The 13,904-nt window shown below is 69.8% G+C and carries 17 protein-coding genes and 4 pseudogenes; 3 read left to right on the plus strand and 18 right to left on the minus strand.

Annotated elements, in window-relative coordinates; translation table 11 throughout:
* Positions 1 to 129: 129 nt before the first annotated feature.
* Both O145_RS10450 and O145_RS17380 read right to left on the minus strand, forming a co-directional pair.
* Positions 130 to 600, minus strand: a complete 471-nt coding sequence (locus O145_RS10450) for a hypothetical protein (protein WP_043562767.1) — start codon at positions 598 to 600, stop codon at positions 130 to 132.
* Between the two features lie 325 nt (positions 601 to 925).
* Positions 926 to 1,066: pseudogene (locus tag O145_RS17380) on the minus strand (TrmH family RNA methyltransferase); the annotation flags it as partial.
* Between O145_RS17380 and O145_RS10455 the strand changes: the two are divergent.
* Positions 1,055 to 1,420: pseudogene (locus O145_RS10455) on the plus strand (Tat pathway signal protein); the annotation flags it as partial. The pseudogenes O145_RS17380 and O145_RS10455 overlap by 12 nt on opposite strands.
* Before the next feature lie 168 nt (positions 1,421 to 1,588).
* Complete coding sequence (locus O145_RS19900; RefSeq protein WP_169740346.1) at positions 1,589 to 1,834, plus strand: GrpB family protein; 246 nt, start codon at positions 1,589 to 1,591, stop codon at positions 1,832 to 1,834.
* On the opposite strand, the gene O145_RS10460 is transcribed toward O145_RS19900, so the two are convergent.
* Together O145_RS10460 and O145_RS18200 are read right to left on the minus strand one after the other, a co-directional pair.
* Positions 1,800 to 3,014 (minus strand): ATP-grasp domain-containing protein, encoded by a 1,215-nt coding sequence (locus O145_RS10460; RefSeq protein ID WP_043562771.1) that lies wholly within the window; start codon positions 3,012 to 3,014, stop codon positions 1,800 to 1,802. The two genes, O145_RS19900 and O145_RS10460, sit on opposite strands and share 35 nt — an antisense overlap.
* A 10-nt stretch (positions 3,015 to 3,024) precedes the next feature.
* Positions 3,025 to 3,246 (minus strand): hypothetical protein, encoded by a 222-nt coding sequence (locus O145_RS18200; protein WP_169740345.1) that lies wholly within the window; start codon positions 3,244 to 3,246, stop codon positions 3,025 to 3,027.
* 152 nt (positions 3,247 to 3,398) lie between these two features.
* Here O145_RS18200 and O145_RS19220 point away from each other — a divergent pair, with 152 nt between their 5' ends.
* The gene (locus tag O145_RS19220) at positions 3,399 to 3,854 is read left to right on the plus strand and encodes an MFS transporter (RefSeq protein ID WP_052374987.1); all 456 of its coding nucleotides are present in this window, start codon (positions 3,399 to 3,401) and stop codon (positions 3,852 to 3,854) included.
* A gap of 113 nt (positions 3,855 to 3,967) precedes the next feature.
* Here the strand turns inward: O145_RS19220 and O145_RS10470 are convergent, their stop codons facing one another.
* From O145_RS10470 to infC, 14 genes and pseudogenes are all read right to left on the minus strand, one after another.
* Positions 3,968 to 4,834 (minus strand): amino acid ABC transporter permease, encoded by an 867-nt coding sequence (locus tag O145_RS10470; protein ID WP_043562773.1) that lies wholly within the window; start codon positions 4,832 to 4,834, stop codon positions 3,968 to 3,970.
* Positions 4,831 to 5,484 (minus strand): amino acid ABC transporter permease, encoded by a 654-nt coding sequence (locus O145_RS10475; RefSeq protein ID WP_043562775.1) that lies wholly within the window; start codon positions 5,482 to 5,484, stop codon positions 4,831 to 4,833. Before O145_RS10475 ends, O145_RS10470 begins: the two co-directional genes overlap by 4 nt.
* A gap of 65 nt (positions 5,485 to 5,549) precedes the next feature.
* On the minus strand, positions 5,550 to 6,530 hold the full coding sequence (locus tag O145_RS10480) for a glutamate ABC transporter substrate-binding protein (RefSeq protein ID WP_043562777.1): 981 nt from the start codon (positions 6,528 to 6,530) through the stop codon (positions 5,550 to 5,552).
* 112 nt (positions 6,531 to 6,642) lie between these two features.
* Positions 6,643 to 7,452, minus strand: a complete 810-nt coding sequence (locus O145_RS10485; RefSeq protein WP_043562779.1) for an amino acid ABC transporter ATP-binding protein — start codon at positions 7,450 to 7,452, stop codon at positions 6,643 to 6,645.
* Between the two features lie 317 nt (positions 7,453 to 7,769).
* Complete coding sequence (locus O145_RS10490; protein WP_043562814.1) at positions 7,770 to 8,462, minus strand: DUF418 domain-containing protein; 693 nt, start codon at positions 8,460 to 8,462, stop codon at positions 7,770 to 7,772.
* Positions 8,463 to 8,633: 171 nt separating this feature from the next.
* Positions 8,634 to 8,708: pseudogene (locus O145_RS19225) on the minus strand (DNA-binding response regulator); the annotation flags it as partial.
* A gap of 112 nt (positions 8,709 to 8,820) precedes the next feature.
* Positions 8,821 to 8,988, minus strand: a pseudogene (locus O145_RS19755) (ATP-binding protein); the annotation flags it as partial.
* 274 nt (positions 8,989 to 9,262) lie between these two features.
* Positions 9,263 to 9,664, minus strand: a complete 402-nt coding sequence (locus O145_RS19230) for a hypothetical protein (protein WP_052374991.1) — start codon at positions 9,662 to 9,664, stop codon at positions 9,263 to 9,265.
* 10 nt (positions 9,665 to 9,674) lie between these two features.
* Positions 9,675 to 10,586: a TrmH family RNA methyltransferase gene (locus tag O145_RS10500; RefSeq protein WP_043562781.1), complete on the minus strand. Its 912-nt coding sequence runs from the start codon at positions 10,584 to 10,586 to the stop codon at positions 9,675 to 9,677.
* A 139-nt stretch (positions 10,587 to 10,725) separates the two neighbouring features.
* Positions 10,726 to 11,748 carry a DUF4839 domain-containing protein gene (locus tag O145_RS18205; RefSeq protein WP_454930648.1) on the minus strand — a complete coding sequence of 341 codons (1,023 nt, stop codon included), beginning with the start codon at positions 11,746 to 11,748 and terminating at the stop codon, positions 10,726 to 10,728.
* Between the two features lie 244 nt (positions 11,749 to 11,992).
* Complete coding sequence (locus tag O145_RS18210; protein WP_156966718.1) at positions 11,993 to 12,148, minus strand: hypothetical protein; 156 nt, start codon at positions 12,146 to 12,148, stop codon at positions 11,993 to 11,995.
* Between the two features lie 273 nt (positions 12,149 to 12,421).
* Positions 12,422 to 12,802, minus strand: a complete 381-nt coding sequence (gene rplT, locus O145_RS10505; protein ID WP_043562783.1) for a 50S ribosomal protein L20 — start codon at positions 12,800 to 12,802, stop codon at positions 12,422 to 12,424.
* A 30-nt stretch (positions 12,803 to 12,832) separates the two neighbouring features.
* Positions 12,833 to 13,027 (minus strand): 50S ribosomal protein L35, encoded by a 195-nt coding sequence (gene rpmI, locus O145_RS10510; protein ID WP_043562785.1) that lies wholly within the window; start codon positions 13,025 to 13,027, stop codon positions 12,833 to 12,835.
* Positions 13,028 to 13,114: 87 nt separating this feature from the next.
* Complete coding sequence (gene infC / locus O145_RS10515) at positions 13,115 to 13,723, minus strand: translation initiation factor IF-3 (RefSeq protein ID WP_043562787.1); 609 nt, start codon at positions 13,721 to 13,723, stop codon at positions 13,115 to 13,117.
* Positions 13,724 to 13,904 lie beyond the last annotated feature (181 nt).

The following is a 13,904-nucleotide window of genomic DNA, read 5'->3' on the forward strand; positions in this document are numbered from 1 at the left end:
GCACCGTCACGGTCTCGCGGGCCGTCAGGCTCGACCCCTCCGACAGCAGCACCCGCTCATGGCCCATGGAAGGGAGCCTAGCAGCCCGCCGCCGGGACCCGGGCCCTGGCGGCGGGCGGTCAGGGGCGGTCAGGTGAGTGCCGGGACGAGCAGGAGGAGCGTGGAGGCCGCGTAGAGGCAGGAGTAGACCGCGTGCAGGGGGAGGTTGAGGCGCGCATAGCGGGCGAGCTCCGCGTCGGTGAGGCGCTGGCCGCTCACCAGGCGCTCCTCGGGGCGGGTGAAACCCGTGAGCCCGTGCACGAGGAGGAGGAACGGCAGACAGCAGGTGGCTGGCAGGAGGTGGAGGACCCCGGTTCCCCTGCCCGCGACCAGCGTCACGAGGGCGACGAGGAGCTGCAGGAGCATTGCCGAGCCGTAGACCGGCTTCAGGTGGGTGCGACGCCGGAACTCGGGGTAGGTGCGCTGGAGCTCCTCCGCCCGCCCGGTGCGCACCATGAAGGTGAAGTAGCCGCCGATCGTGAGGCAGTACATGGTGAGGAAGCCGGCGACCATGCCCGTGGCGAGCACGTCGCAGACGAGGAGGGTGGTGGACAGTGGCACCTGCGGTTCCTCTCATAGGTCTCCCGGGGCCATGCGGGCCCAGGACCAGCACGCCTCGACTAAGGACATCCTAATATGGCAGTGCCGCCGGGGCACCGTACTCGCGCCTTCTGGGCCCCGCGACGACCCGGGGACAGACGAGGGCCCCGGTGCCCGGGCGAAGGCCAGGAGCAGTAGCACCCCGCCACCGGCAGGACCGGCGGGAGGCCGTGCAAGGCGGTGCCCGCCGTCAACGGCCAGCAAGCGAGCCCCACGGCTCCCGGGTCCGTGCCCGCGGTTAGCGGCACTGGCGCAGGGCCGGGGCGGCGGCGCCAGGGGCCGCCCCTCAGCGCTGGGCGCGGGCGGAGGCGTAGAGGCAGACCGCCGCGGCGCTGGCCACGTTGAGGGACTCCGCGTGGCCGAACACGGGGACGCGGACCACGGCGTCGGCCTCCTGGAGGACCCGGGGGCCCAGGCCGCGGGCCTCGCGGCGGTGGCCACCCAGGTCACCGTGGACCACGCGGTGGGGCGGGCCCTGGTCTTCACCCTCAGCCAGCTGCCGGGGCTGCTCGCGGCGGTCGGCCTGGCCCTGGCGCTGGTGGGGCTGGCGCCCCGGTACGTCAGCCTGGTGTGGGCGGTGGTGGCCTGGAGCGTCTTCGCCCAGTTCTTCGGGGGCCTGGTCAGGCTTCCCCGCTGGGCGCGGGACCTGAGCGTGCTCGGCCACCACCTGGACGTCGTCGGCCCGGTGGACTGGTGGCCCCTGGTGGTGCAGGCGGTGGTGGGGGCCGCTGGGATCCTGGTGGGCCTGGTGGCCTGGCGGCACCGGGACCTGGGGGCCTGATGCGAGGTGGCCTGTAGACGGCGGCCCTCTGTGCCGCAGGTCCGTATCCTGACCACCCGACGGCTTTGAGAGGCGACGTCGTACCCACCGGCTTCCGCCCGACATCGCCCCCGCCGTCCTGCCCTGGTCGCCCGCCTGGGCCCCGACGGCAGCGCGCACCGGCGCCCGGTGCGCGACAGGGCGCGCGGGACGAGTACGTCCCCGGATCAGTGGCGGAAACGGCTCTGCGCTGGCGTCGACGAGGCGCAGCACGCGATCATTCACGTGAGGCGGACAGGGGCCGCGAGCTGGCGCTATGCCCTGCTGTTCCGCGACTGGCTGCAGGCGGAGAAGGCGGGGAGCGCAGGGTCTCGTCAGGGCGCCGCCGCGGTCAGCGGCGTCAGCGAGTCAGCCGGTCGATGGTGCGAGGCGTGACCACGTAGGCGCTGACGGCGCCGTCGGCCAGGGCGGTCACGGTGCGGGGCCGCGCGAGGAGGGCACCGACGACGGCCAGGGCCGGGGCGAGGCTGAGGGGGTCCCGGCCCACGGGGGTGAGGACCTCGCGGCTGCACTGAAGAGGCGGACAGCCTCCCAGGGCGCGGCCCAGCACGCCGAGCACGGCACGGCGGCTCCCCTGCTGCTCGGCGGCGCCCAGGGCGAGGGCCATGGTCGAGCGGGTGCGCACCCCGGCCCTGGCGATGAGCGGCGTGCGGGGCAGCCGTCCGCCCGTGGCGAGCGCGATGGTCAGCATCGGCAGATTGACCCCGGCCGCGGCGGCGTTGCCGGGCTCGGTGGTGCGCGGGTTGCACTCGATGAACATGTTCCGTCCAGGGCCCTCGGCGAAGTAGTCGCAGGTGAGGCCGCCGTGCCAGGCCAGTCGCCGGCCGAGACGGGAGACGACGTCGACCGCGGCCGGGTCGCTCACTGACAGACGCGCCGCCGCGGACCCGCCCGCGCCAAGGCCGATACGCTCGCTGCACGCGGCCGCGATGAGCCGACCGTGGTCGAACAGCGCGGCCACCTGCCGGTAGGTGCCCCTCGCCGGAGCCTGAACCATGACCGCGGCGCCGTCGGGCCTCAGGACCCGCCATGCCGAGAGCGCCTCGGCACGCGTTCCGGCCCGGACCACTCCGCGACCGGCCGTGGAGTAGGCGGTCTTGACCCACACCGGGTAGCCGATCCGGTCCAGGTCCGCCTCGCAGTGCACCTCGTGCCAGGCCGGCTGGGGAATACCGAGCTCGTCGCACACGCCGGCGAAGGCGATCTTGGACTGCACCTGCTCGAATGCTGACGCCTCGGCGACGGCGAGCCGGCCGGAGGCGTGAGGAAGGTACCTCCTGCCGGCGGCCAGCAGCCACGCCTGCTCGTGCGTGGCCAGCAGGGCCCGGTACCTGCCTGAGGCCAGGAGGGCGTCGACGGCGTGCAGATACCCCACGGGGTCACAGCCTGGGGCGGGGACCCTGCGCACCGCCCGGCACCACACGCTGAAGGAGGCCAGCGGCCGACCGATCGCGGAGGCCACCTCCACGCCGACCCCGCGGGAGCCCAGCACCGTCACGGTCTCGCGGGCCGTCAGGCTCGACCCCTCCGACAGCAGCACCCGCTCATGGCCCATGGAAGGGAGCCTAGCAGCCCGCCGCCGGTGCGACGAGGGCGTGCACACGGCGGGACTGCTCGATACCGACCTGGTCGTAGTCGCGGTAGCCGTTGCCCAGCCGGGCCGCCCGGCCCGGCAGAAAGACCCATATGATACGCGTTCCCGTCCTGTCCTTCGCCGTCATGCCCCTGGTGGGCACGGACGCATTCCTGGTCGCCCTGCTGCTGCCGGGGTGAACATGGTCGTTCACCTCCATGCTGGTGCTGCGCCTGGCGACCGGCGTCGCCGCGGCGGTTGCCGCCCCGCAGGCCTGGGCGGCGACCGCCCAGATCGTGCCCTAGGAGCGGGCGGTGCCGGCCATGGCGACGGCGACGACGGGCCTGACGATCGTCCATCCTCGGCGTGCCGGCCGGGAGCCTGCTGGCGGTACGCTCGACCTCCGACCCGTTCGTCGTCGTCGGGACCGTCGGCGCCCTGGTGGGGCCCCGGATCGTGCGGCGCGTGGGGCAGGGGCACACGCTGCTGGGCGGCTCGGCCTGCTACGTCCTCGTCTACGCCGTGGTCGCGGCCAGTCCGGTCCGCTGGGCGAGGATCGGTCTGCTCGCTGGGGCCTTCGTCGGCGGCGGAGCGCTCTTCCCAGTCATGATGAGTTTGTTTCAGGAGCTGACCGTCTCGACGCGTGGGAGGGTGTCGGCACTCGCCAGTGTCCTCATGTACGCGGGCTCGACCCTGACGGGCATTGTGGGCGGCCCGTTGCTCGCGGCCCTGCCCTCGTCTTGGGGCGTCAGCCTGCTGGCGCTGGGGACGACCCTCGTGACACTCGGCCCGTGGGCGGCCTCGGGCTCCCGGCGCTCATGACCGGCTGTTGCAGCCGGTCATGAGCCTCGCCCCGGACCCCGCGCCGGGCGCCCCGATGAAGGCGCTCGGCTCAGGGCGGTGAGCCACCGGACCGATCTCGACGCGGTGGGTGGTCAGCGCGTGCGCGCCTCGATGCTGCGGGCCAGCGCGCCCAGCGACCAGTTCATGACCACGTAGAGCAGGGCGATAATGATGTAGGCGGGCACGTAGACATCCAGCTTGTAGTTCTGCGCGGTGCTGGTGATGAGGACCTTCCCGGCGTACATGAGCTCGGCGTAGGAGACGGCGTAGCCCAGTGAGGAGTCCTTGAGGATCGTCACGAGCTGAGTGACCAGAGTAGGCAGCATGAGCCGCAGGGCCTGCGGGGCGAGGATGAGGCGCATCGTCTGCCCCCGGCTGAGCCCCAGGGCCTGGGCCGCCTCGGTCTGCCCCCGGTCCAGCGCCAGGACCCCGGAGCGGAAGACCTCCGCCGTCGTCGCCGAGGTGCACATGACAATGGGGATGGTGAGCATCCAGAAGGACGGCAGCGCGGGGCCGAAGCGGGGCACCGCCAGCAGGAAGAAGTAGATGAGCAGGAGCATGGGCACGGCCCGCATCATGTCGATCCACGTCCCCACGACCGCGCGCCCGACCGGGCCGGCGCCCATTCTCGCCCAGCCCAGGAGAATCCCCAGGGGGAAGGACAGGAGCGCGGAGACCGCGGTGACGGCCAGCGTTCCTTCCAGCGCCCTTCCCAGGAACAGGACGATCGACCGTCCCAGGAAGAAGCGCCACTTGGGATAGGCGAGCTGGCCCTCGAGGGCGAGCTGGTGGAGCGCCGCGGCGACCAGCGCCACGACGACAAGGGTCGCGATGCCGGAGATGATGGCGATGCGCCGTCGTCCCCCGGGACCGGGAGCGTCGAAGAGAAGATCGGCGTCCGCGGCCCGTCGGGGCCGAACGCGCCGCGCCGTGCGAACGATGTCGGGAGTGGAGCTCATGCTCGTGCCTCCCCGCTCGCAAGGCGGAGCTCGAGCAGGCCCCCGAGCTTGGTCGCGCCGAAGGCGAGTGCCAGATAGATCAGGCCCGACACCAGGAACATGACAACGGCCTCCCCGGACTCCAAGTTGAGCTGCTGGGTGATGCTGGTGAGCTCGCGCACCCCGATGGCCGCGGCCAGGGCGGAGCCGATAAGGCAGGAGATGAAGATATTGACCAGCGGCTGGACGGTACGGGCGAGGGCCTGGGGCAGCACGACCGCACGGATAATGAGCCCGAAGGGCATGCCCAGCGCGCGGGCGGCCTCGATCTGCCCCCTGGCGACGGAGTTGATGCCCGAGCGGACCGTCTCGCAGACATATCCGGAGCCCACGAAGAGGATCGCGCCCACGGCCGCCGCGAACAGGGAGAAGTGCACGCCCGCCTGCGGCGCGGCGAAGGCCAGCAGGATCATGAGGCACAGGGTCGGGATATTGCAGGCCAGCGTCACCCAGGCGACGGCCACGGCCCGCAGGGGCGGGATCGGGCTGACGCGGCACACGGCGATGAGCGTGCCGACGACGAGCGCGCCGAGGTAGGCGAGCAGGGCGATGACGAGGGTGGTCGCCAGACCGGCCCCGATCGCTCCGAGGTTGTGTGTAATGATCGACATGGCCGTCTCCTCAGGTGATTATGCGCATGGGACGCCGCCAGACACGACTCCCGCAGCGAGCCGAGTCAGGCCCCCGGAGAGGAGGAGGCGCCGGCGGTCTCGGAGCCCGGCACCGAGCCGAGGGCGGGCGGCCGGGGAGCATCGCCTCCCGTGACGGCGCCAATGGTCGCCTTCCAGATCGCCTCCCAGGTGCCGTCGTCGTAGATCGTCTGGAGGAAGGCGTCGACGAAGGCCTTGGCGTCCGATCCCTGGGGCAGGCCGATGCCGTAGGGGTCCTCCGTGAAGGGGTCGCCGACGATCTTGATGTCGTCATTGGCCTGCATCGCGCTGAGCAGGAGCGTGTAGTCGACGACGTAGGCGTCTACCTGCTTCGTCTTGAGCGCGGACAGGCAGCCATTGTGGTCGTCGAACGGCTTCTGCTGGGCCTTGGGCGCCGCCTTCTGGAGCGCTGCGATCGAGGAGGAGCCGGACTGGACGGCGACCTTGACGCCCGCCAGGTCGCCCACGCCGGTGATCGTCTCATCGTCGGCCCGCACGAGCACCGCCTGGCCCGAGGAGTAGTAGGGGCCGGCGAAATCGATCTTCTTGTCGCGCTCGGGGGTGATCGAGTAGGTGGCGATCACGGCCTGCACGCTGCCGTTCTCAAGCACAGTCTCGCGCGTGTCCGGAGTGACCTGCGTAATGGCCAGCAGGGTGCGGGCGTCGTCGCCGCCGATGATGTAGCGGGCCAGTATCTGGCCGAGGGCGGCGTCGAAGCCGGAGACCCTGCCGGTGGTCGCGTCCTCGGAGGAGAAGACCGGTGCGGTCTTCGTCCCTCCGATCTTGAAGACACCGGCCTCCTTGATGGCCGACGCCCAGGTGGAGGCGGCTACGACATCGTCGGCGGCGACGGGGCCGGAGCTGATGACCGCGTCGTAGTCGGCATCCCCTCCGCTGCTGGAGACGGCCCGGCCGTCGGCACCAGTGTCGGCGCAGGCTGCCAGGACCGACGCCAGGGAGACGGCGCCTGCGGTCTGTAGCAGTGTGCGGCGGGAGAGAGTCGTCATGATGGAGTTCCTTTCGTCACAACGGGTTGTGTCGGCGGGGCCGGCGGCCCCGAGACGATGATTGGAGGCGTCCCGGTCGAGGGGCGGTGTACGGAGGTCTCCGAGGCCGAGCTCAGTGGCTCAGCACCTTGGACAGGAAGTCGCGAGCGCGGTCGGTGACGGGGGCGGAGAAGAACTCGGCCGGCGCACCGGACTCGACGATCTGGCCGGAGTCCATGAAGACGACGCGGTCGGCCACGGACCGGGCGAAACCCATTTCGTGGGTGACCACGAGCATGGTCATGCCAGAGGTGGCCAGGTCCTTGATGACGTCGAGGACCTCGGTGATCATCTCCGGGTCCAGGGCGGAGGTGGGCTCGTCGAAGAGCATGATCTTGGGGTCCATGGCCAGGGCGCGGGCGATGGCGACGCGCTGCTGCTGGCCGCCGGAGAGCTGGGACGGACGCTTGCCCGCCTGGTCGGCCAGACCCACTCGCTCCAGAAGTGCGCGGGCGGTCGCCTCCGCCTCGCCGCGGGAGATGCCGCGCACCTTGACAGGGGCGAGCGTGATGTTGTCCAGGACCGTGCGGTGCGGGAAGAGGTTGAAGGACTGGAAGACCATGCCGACCTCGGCCCTCAGGCGGGCCAGTTCGCGCCCCTCCTCGGGCAGCCGCTCGCCGTCGATCTCGATGGAGCCCTCCTGGATCGTCTCCAGGCGGTTGATGGTGCGGCACAGGGTCGACTTGCCCGAGCCGGAGGCCCCGATGACGGCGACGACCTGGCCGGGGAGGATGTCGAGGGAGACGTCGTTGAGCGCCTTGAAGTCGCCGTAGTACTTGCTCACATGGTCGATGCGCACGAGCGGGCGGGCGCCGTTCTTGACGTCGTCTGCGCCGTCGGTGCTGGAGGCGGGCTGGTCGGAGGAGAGCGCGGAAGCGGACACGAGGACCTCGTCTCGGTCAGAGATGCGGATGGGTGCAGAGGTGTCTCAGCGACACTGACAGCAACACATCCACATGCGCACTGCATTCCTCCTGACGTCATTCGACTGCGGCCCCGGGGCGGCTCCGCGACGCGAGGACGATAACACCGCAGTCACGCATCGGGCCAAGGAGCGCCCGCAGGCTGAGACGCGGGCCCGGGCCTGACGTAGTCTCCGTGCCTCCACGCCTCCGTGTGGCCCGCCTCATGGAGGGCCTGGACGGCCCCGGCCGGACGGCGGTCGCCGTCTGCGAGCTGCTCTGACGCGCCCGAGGCGGATCAGCACAGTCGGCGGAGGCGGGCCCCGGCCGCACCTGCGCACCGAGGGCCGCCGGCAGCCGCCGGCCGGCGGATGTCCACCGGTGTCCACCAGGTCAGGCACCTCCACGCCCACTCCAGGAGGCCGTAGCGGAAGTGCTTGAGCCACAGGCGCGCGGCAGTGGACTGGACGACCAGCACCAGTGCGGCCACGGCCAGGAGCGGCGCGACGTCGCGGCTGTCCTTCCAGTGCAGCGCCAGGCCGATGGGAGCCATGATGAGGCTGGCACTCGCATAGCAGGTCAGCGCCGTCCTCCCCAGGGGCTCGAAGAAGGCGATGAGGGGCTTGCGGATCCGACAGGAGCAGGCCAGCGCCATCAGGCAGATGTAGAGCATGGCCTGCACCCCGCCGGCGATGCCGCCGACGTGCCCGAACCGGGGGTCACCGCCTTCGTGCGTCTGGGCGATGAGGGCCAGGACCGTGGCCACCGCCAGGGCGGCGGCGGCCGCCAGCAGGCGCGGCGCCTTCAGCGCAATGGGCAGCATGAGGAGCCCGGCCACGGCGTACTCCTTGAGCACCTCGCCCGGGTACACCAGGGAGTGGAGCAGCCCGATCGCCAGCAGGTCGATCATCCGCCCTCCCACCACCTTCCACGGCGAGGCACCGCGCCTGAGCGCCGAGTCGGAGACGAATCGCATGCTCATACCGAACATGAGCCGGATGAGGCCCGTCTCGTAGGCGAGCACGATCAGTCCGGTGCGGTCCCTCGTGGAGAGCCTGCGCAGGAGCTGGTTGATATGGGTCTTGACCGTGGACTCCGCCAGCACCAGCGCCTCGACGACGTAGTCGTCCAGGTCGAAGGTGGTCAGGACGAGGACCCGCACCCGCGGCTGGAGGCGGGCGAGCGCACGCATGGCCGCGATCCCGTCCATACGCGGCATGCGCGCATCCATGAGGACGACGTCGGAGTCGCAGGCGCGAGCGGCCGCGAGGACCCGATCGCCGTCCTCGGCCTCCCCTGAGGCGCGAGCCGATCCGCAGGTCTCCTCCGGCGGCCTCGACCCGGCGCCGCAGGCTGCGCAGCCCCTGGACCCCGGTCTCGCCCTCGGGGAGGCGGCCGTGCGGGTCGTCGTCGCTCACCCGCAGGACGACGCCGTCGGCGGCGCAGGCGAGCTCCACGAGGATGCCGCCGGCATCGGAGGCGTGCTTGACGGCGTTGGTGATCCCCTCCTGCGCCACCCGGTAGAGGGCCAGCTGGGCCTAGGCTCCGAGGCCGACCACGGCATCGGAGTGGCCGCCGGGACCGGCCGGGGCACCAGCACCACGGGCGCCCCGGCGTCGGCGGCCGACGCACCAGGGCGGGCAGATCGGCGAGCCTCGGGGTCGGGCGCAGCGGGGCGGCCGAGGCCGGGGAGGCGTCGTCGGGCCCGAGCGATATTGCGGCCCTGCCCGATCATCCGGCCCACGCGAGCAGGCCCATGGTCGAGGTCAGCAGGAGGATCGTGAGAAAGCTCTACTGGTAGGTCTCCTCGCCCCGCGTCCAGCTCACGGCCGCCGCGATGCATCCGACAGTCAGGAGCAGCAGCCAGACTGGTCGAAGCCGTCTGCGCCCGTGCTCCCCCAGCCGGAACAGGGCGAGCAGGACAATGACGTCGGCCATCAGCGCGCCGTCGAGCAGTGCGACCTGCAGGCCGCCGACGAGGAAGACCACACGGCACCGGCTGCATTGGCGTCCAGACGGCGCCACCAGGTGGCCGCCCAGGCGATGAGCAGCGCCGCCACCGCGACCGGGCGCGCGGCGTCCCGCACCTGGGAGGACGGCGCCGACCAGGACCAGCAGCATGATCCCCGTCCGCACCATCCAGCGCAGCAGCCGCAGGTCCGGGTCGATGAGGATGCCTTTCCCGGCACTCATCGCGGGACGCTCAGTGCTGCGCCCGGGCCGAGGCGTAGAGGCAGACGGCCGCCGCGGCGGCCACGTTGAGGGACTCGGCCCTGCCGCGGACGGGGATGGAGATGACGGCGTCGGCGCGGCTCAGAGCCTCGGGCGGCAGCCCGCGCGCCTCGTTGCCCAGCAGCCAGGCGATCGGCCCCTCGAGCACCACGTCGGCATCGAACAGGTCGAGGGCGCCCCGGGAGTCGGCGGCCACCACCGCGAGGTCGGCCTCGTGCAGGGCGGCAACGGCGTCGTCGAGGGTCACGCCGGTGATCACGGGCAGATGGAACAGGCTGCCCGCGCTCGAGCGCACCACCTTCGGGGACGTGGCGTCCACGCTGCCGCGCAACAGCACGACCGCGTCGGCGCCGGCGGCATCGGCGGCACGGATGATGGCGCCCGCGTTGCCGGGGTCCTGGGCCTCGGTGAGCACGACGACGAGCATCGCCCCCGACAGGGCGGCGGCCAGGGCCCTGGGGCCCGCGGCCTCATCCATGGCGACGACGGCGAGCACCCCCTGGGAGTCGGCGCTCATGGCCGCCATGACCCGCTCGCTGGTGAGGTGGACGTACAGGCCCGCGGCCCGGGCCTCCTCCCAGATGCCGCTGTGTCGGTTGCGGGCGGTCTCGGTGAGGTAGACGTCCAGGACCCGGTCGGCGGCGCACCTCACCGCCTCGCGCACCCCCTGGGGACCCTCCACCAGGAACCTGCGGTACTTGGCCCGCACGTTCTTGCGGGCCAGGCCGGCCACCCGGGAGACACGGTCCGACGCCGGGTTGGCGAGCACGTCGCGGCCCGCAACCCCGGCGTCGGCGGGCCGTCCCGGCCGGCGCGGGGCGGGCCGTGCCGCGTCCTTGCGCGGAAGCGCGGCGAGGGCGTCATCAGAGGCAGCGGGGCTCATGGGGGCAGTCTACGAGCGGGCCATGGCCTCCTACCACGGCCCGCGAACAAGCCGATGGAACCATCAGCGTTGCAGCCACATTACTGCCCGCATCTCGCGCCGCCGCCCCGCACGCAGAACATGCAACAGACTGTGCGGGTCAGCGACGCGCTATAGAGACAGCCTGCAGAACAAAGAGCTGCGACGCGCCCTTGTACTCCCCGACCTTGGCAACCACATGAATATTGTCTCCGACTGACAGCGAGGCACCTGAAGGGCTCACGATACTAGGGTCGTCGGTATTCAGGTTCTCGAACTTGAACGAGGGCCCGTGGGCCTCGTCACTACTGTAGTCGCCCGCGCCAACAAGAACATCTGCCGCAGATCCCGCGGACGGGTTCAAAGAGGCGACATTCCCGTCAAACTCGATCGTCTGACCACGATATTTTTCGGAAAAGTCCTTTACCGAGGCGTCCCCAGGGTCCTTGACCTGCAGAAGCGCAGCAAACTCTTCATTGTTGTCCGGAGTGAGCAGGAGGCTGTCGGACGGCTCCGGCGCCTGAGACGGTACCGCCGTGGGAGACTCTTCCGAGGTAGTAGCCTCGGAAGGTGTCTCTACTGGGCGGGGAGTCGGCTTAGAATCCCCATCAGGGGTAGCCCCCTCAGGAAAGGCATGATATTTCACGATGATAGTCGCATCGGCCGGGAAGTACTTATTCTTTGAGAAGGACTTGTCGCCATCTGCGACAACTTCCTCGACCTCACCCTCATCATGGAGCCAACCGACTATCAGGTCACGATCGGCCTCCGCGGTGACATTGGTGAATCCGGCGTCATTCAAAGTTGCGACGACATCCTCATATTGGCTCCCCTCGAAGTCCTTGGAAGACGATGGCATTGCAATTTCGTTGCCCCCACCGCAAGCGGTTACCGCAACCAAGCACATCGTGAGCGACAGCAGCGCAACGGCAGCACGAATAACTCGCACCTTAGCTCTCCTTATCATGACATTGAGCATGAGTCGGGCACGCAGACTGGGTGCCCATGATTTTTTAGCGTCAGGCTCCGTCTGCGCCGGCACCCCCGCACCCAGCAGCTCATTTGCTGCGCCGCCAGCTCTGCGAGACACCATCGTAAGCGCTGACATCCATTTTATTGGAGGCACAGGAACCAGCAGATCCACCGACGGCATCTCCTACTTGGCCGAGATCATGAGTCACTATGCTGGCGTCAGAAGCAGGCCGGGCGGACACTCCCGTACTCACCTCATTGTTTTTCGACGCCCGAGCCCCTGACCCACGCCCGCCCTCGTGCATGAAGCTGGATTTTTCGTCGCCCCCCTCAAAGAGGCGGCGAGCCCACCGTTTCCTTCGGGCTGCGCCCGAGCCTGACTGTTGTAGATCTTTACTTGGCTCAACGGGTAGCAGTCAAGTCGCTTCACCGTCTTCAAGAACGCTCTTTGCCGCGAAGCGCATGTTGAGGCTCGCCAGAATCAGCACGCTGTCGTAACGACCGCTCCCGCGCACCACGTCACCGGTTCCCAGAAGGAGAACCTCGTTGGGACGCAGCCGTATACCCTCCATGATACGTCTCCTGGAAGAAAATTAGCGAAGCAGAATGCCGCGCCCATCTCAAGGCAATTGCTCGTCCAACTGCCCGCAGGCCGAATGTTACGCCTGAGAACGGTCACCGCAGGCTTACGTTGATGTGATTTGCTTCACATTAACGTTGAAGCAGTCTCCGACTTCCTCGTCTTACGCACGCAACAGCGAGTCCTCGCAAACGACAGGCACAGGCAGCGTTTGCGAGGACTCGACCAGGATAATTGTCGCCGGTGCGGAGACGCGACCGAGCGATCAGGCCCCGGGGGCGTTGACGTCCTCGGGCAGGGCGCCTCGGGCTGTCTCCACGAGGGACTTGAAGACGTCGGGCTCGTTGACGGCCAGCTCGGCCAGCATGCGGCGATCGACCTCGACGCCAGCCAGACCGAGCCCCTGGATGAACCGGTTGTAGGTCATGCCCTCGGCGCGGGCCGCGGCATTGATGCGCTGGATCCACAGGCGGCGGAAGTCGCCCTTGCGGGCGCGACGGTCGCGGAAGGCGTAGACGCCTGAGTGGGTGACCTGCTCCTTGGCCTTGCGGTAGAGGCGGGAGCGCTGGCCCCGGTAGCCCGAGGCCTTCTTGAGAACGGTACGACGCTTCTTCTGGGCGTTGACAGCCCGCTTCACACGTGCCATGTGATGACTCCTTCTACGTGGTGGGACCGGTCAGCGACCGAGCAGCTTCTTGACCTGACGGGTGTCAGCCTTGGCAACAGGCTGGTCCTGGGCGAGCTTGCGCTTGCGACGGGAGGACTTGACCTCGAGCAGGTGGCGCTTGTTGGTCTGCTCACGCATGAGCTTGCCACTACCGGTGACCCGGAAGCGCTTCTTGGCACCGGAGTGCGTCTTGTTCTTCGGCATTGTAGATATCCTCTTCTCGGCCCTGGCCGGGTGGCCCGGGCTGCGGATCCCTGGCGGACTGCCGCAGGGATGGGTGACGGGCTCTTGTCAGGCCTGGCCGGCCCGGCCCCGCGCCCGCCCGCCGGAGCCGGCGGCGGACGCCTTCCTGGCCCTGCTCGCGTGCTTCTCAGCGCGCCGGTTCGCGCGGGCCTCCTCGCGGCGACGGCGCTGGTCGGACTTGACCTCGGCCTTCTTGCGGGTCGGCGCCAGGACCATGACCATATTGCGGCCGTCCTGACGGGGCTGGGACTCGACGTTGCCCAGCTCGTCCATCTCCTCCGCGACCCGTTGAAGCAGCCGGATGCCCAGCTCGGGACGGGACTGCTCGCGGCCGCGGAAGCGGACGATGCACTTGACCTTGTCCCCGCCCTTGAGGAACCGCTCGATGTGCCCCATCTTGGTGGCGTAGTCGTGCTGGTCGATCTTGGGACGGAACTGGATCTCCTTGAGCTGTGTGTTCGCCTGGTTGCGGCGGGCGTCACGCGCCTTCATGGCCGACTCGTACTTGAACTTGCCGTAGTCCATGAGCTTGCACACCGGGGGGCGTGCGTCAGGCGCCACCTCAACCAGGTCGAGACTCGCCTCCTCGGCCAGGCGCAGAGCGTCCTCGACGCGGACGACGCCGACCTGCTCGCCGCTGGGGCCGACGAGGCGCACCTCCGGGACGCGGATCCGTTCGTTGATACGGGGCTCGCTGATGGCTTTTCCTCACTCTCGGTGATGATGACCGCCGCAACGAAAAAAGCCTTCGCCGCGAATGCGCGCGAAGGCCGTACATGTGCTCGTCCGAGCGCGGCCACCGGCGCTGAGGCGCCCGCGACCGCCGAGGATCTCTCCT

Source organism: Actinomyces israelii DSM 43320 (genome assembly GCF_000711965.1).
Taxonomy (GTDB): domain Bacteria; phylum Actinomycetota; class Actinomycetes; order Actinomycetales; family Actinomycetaceae; genus Actinomyces; species Actinomyces israelii.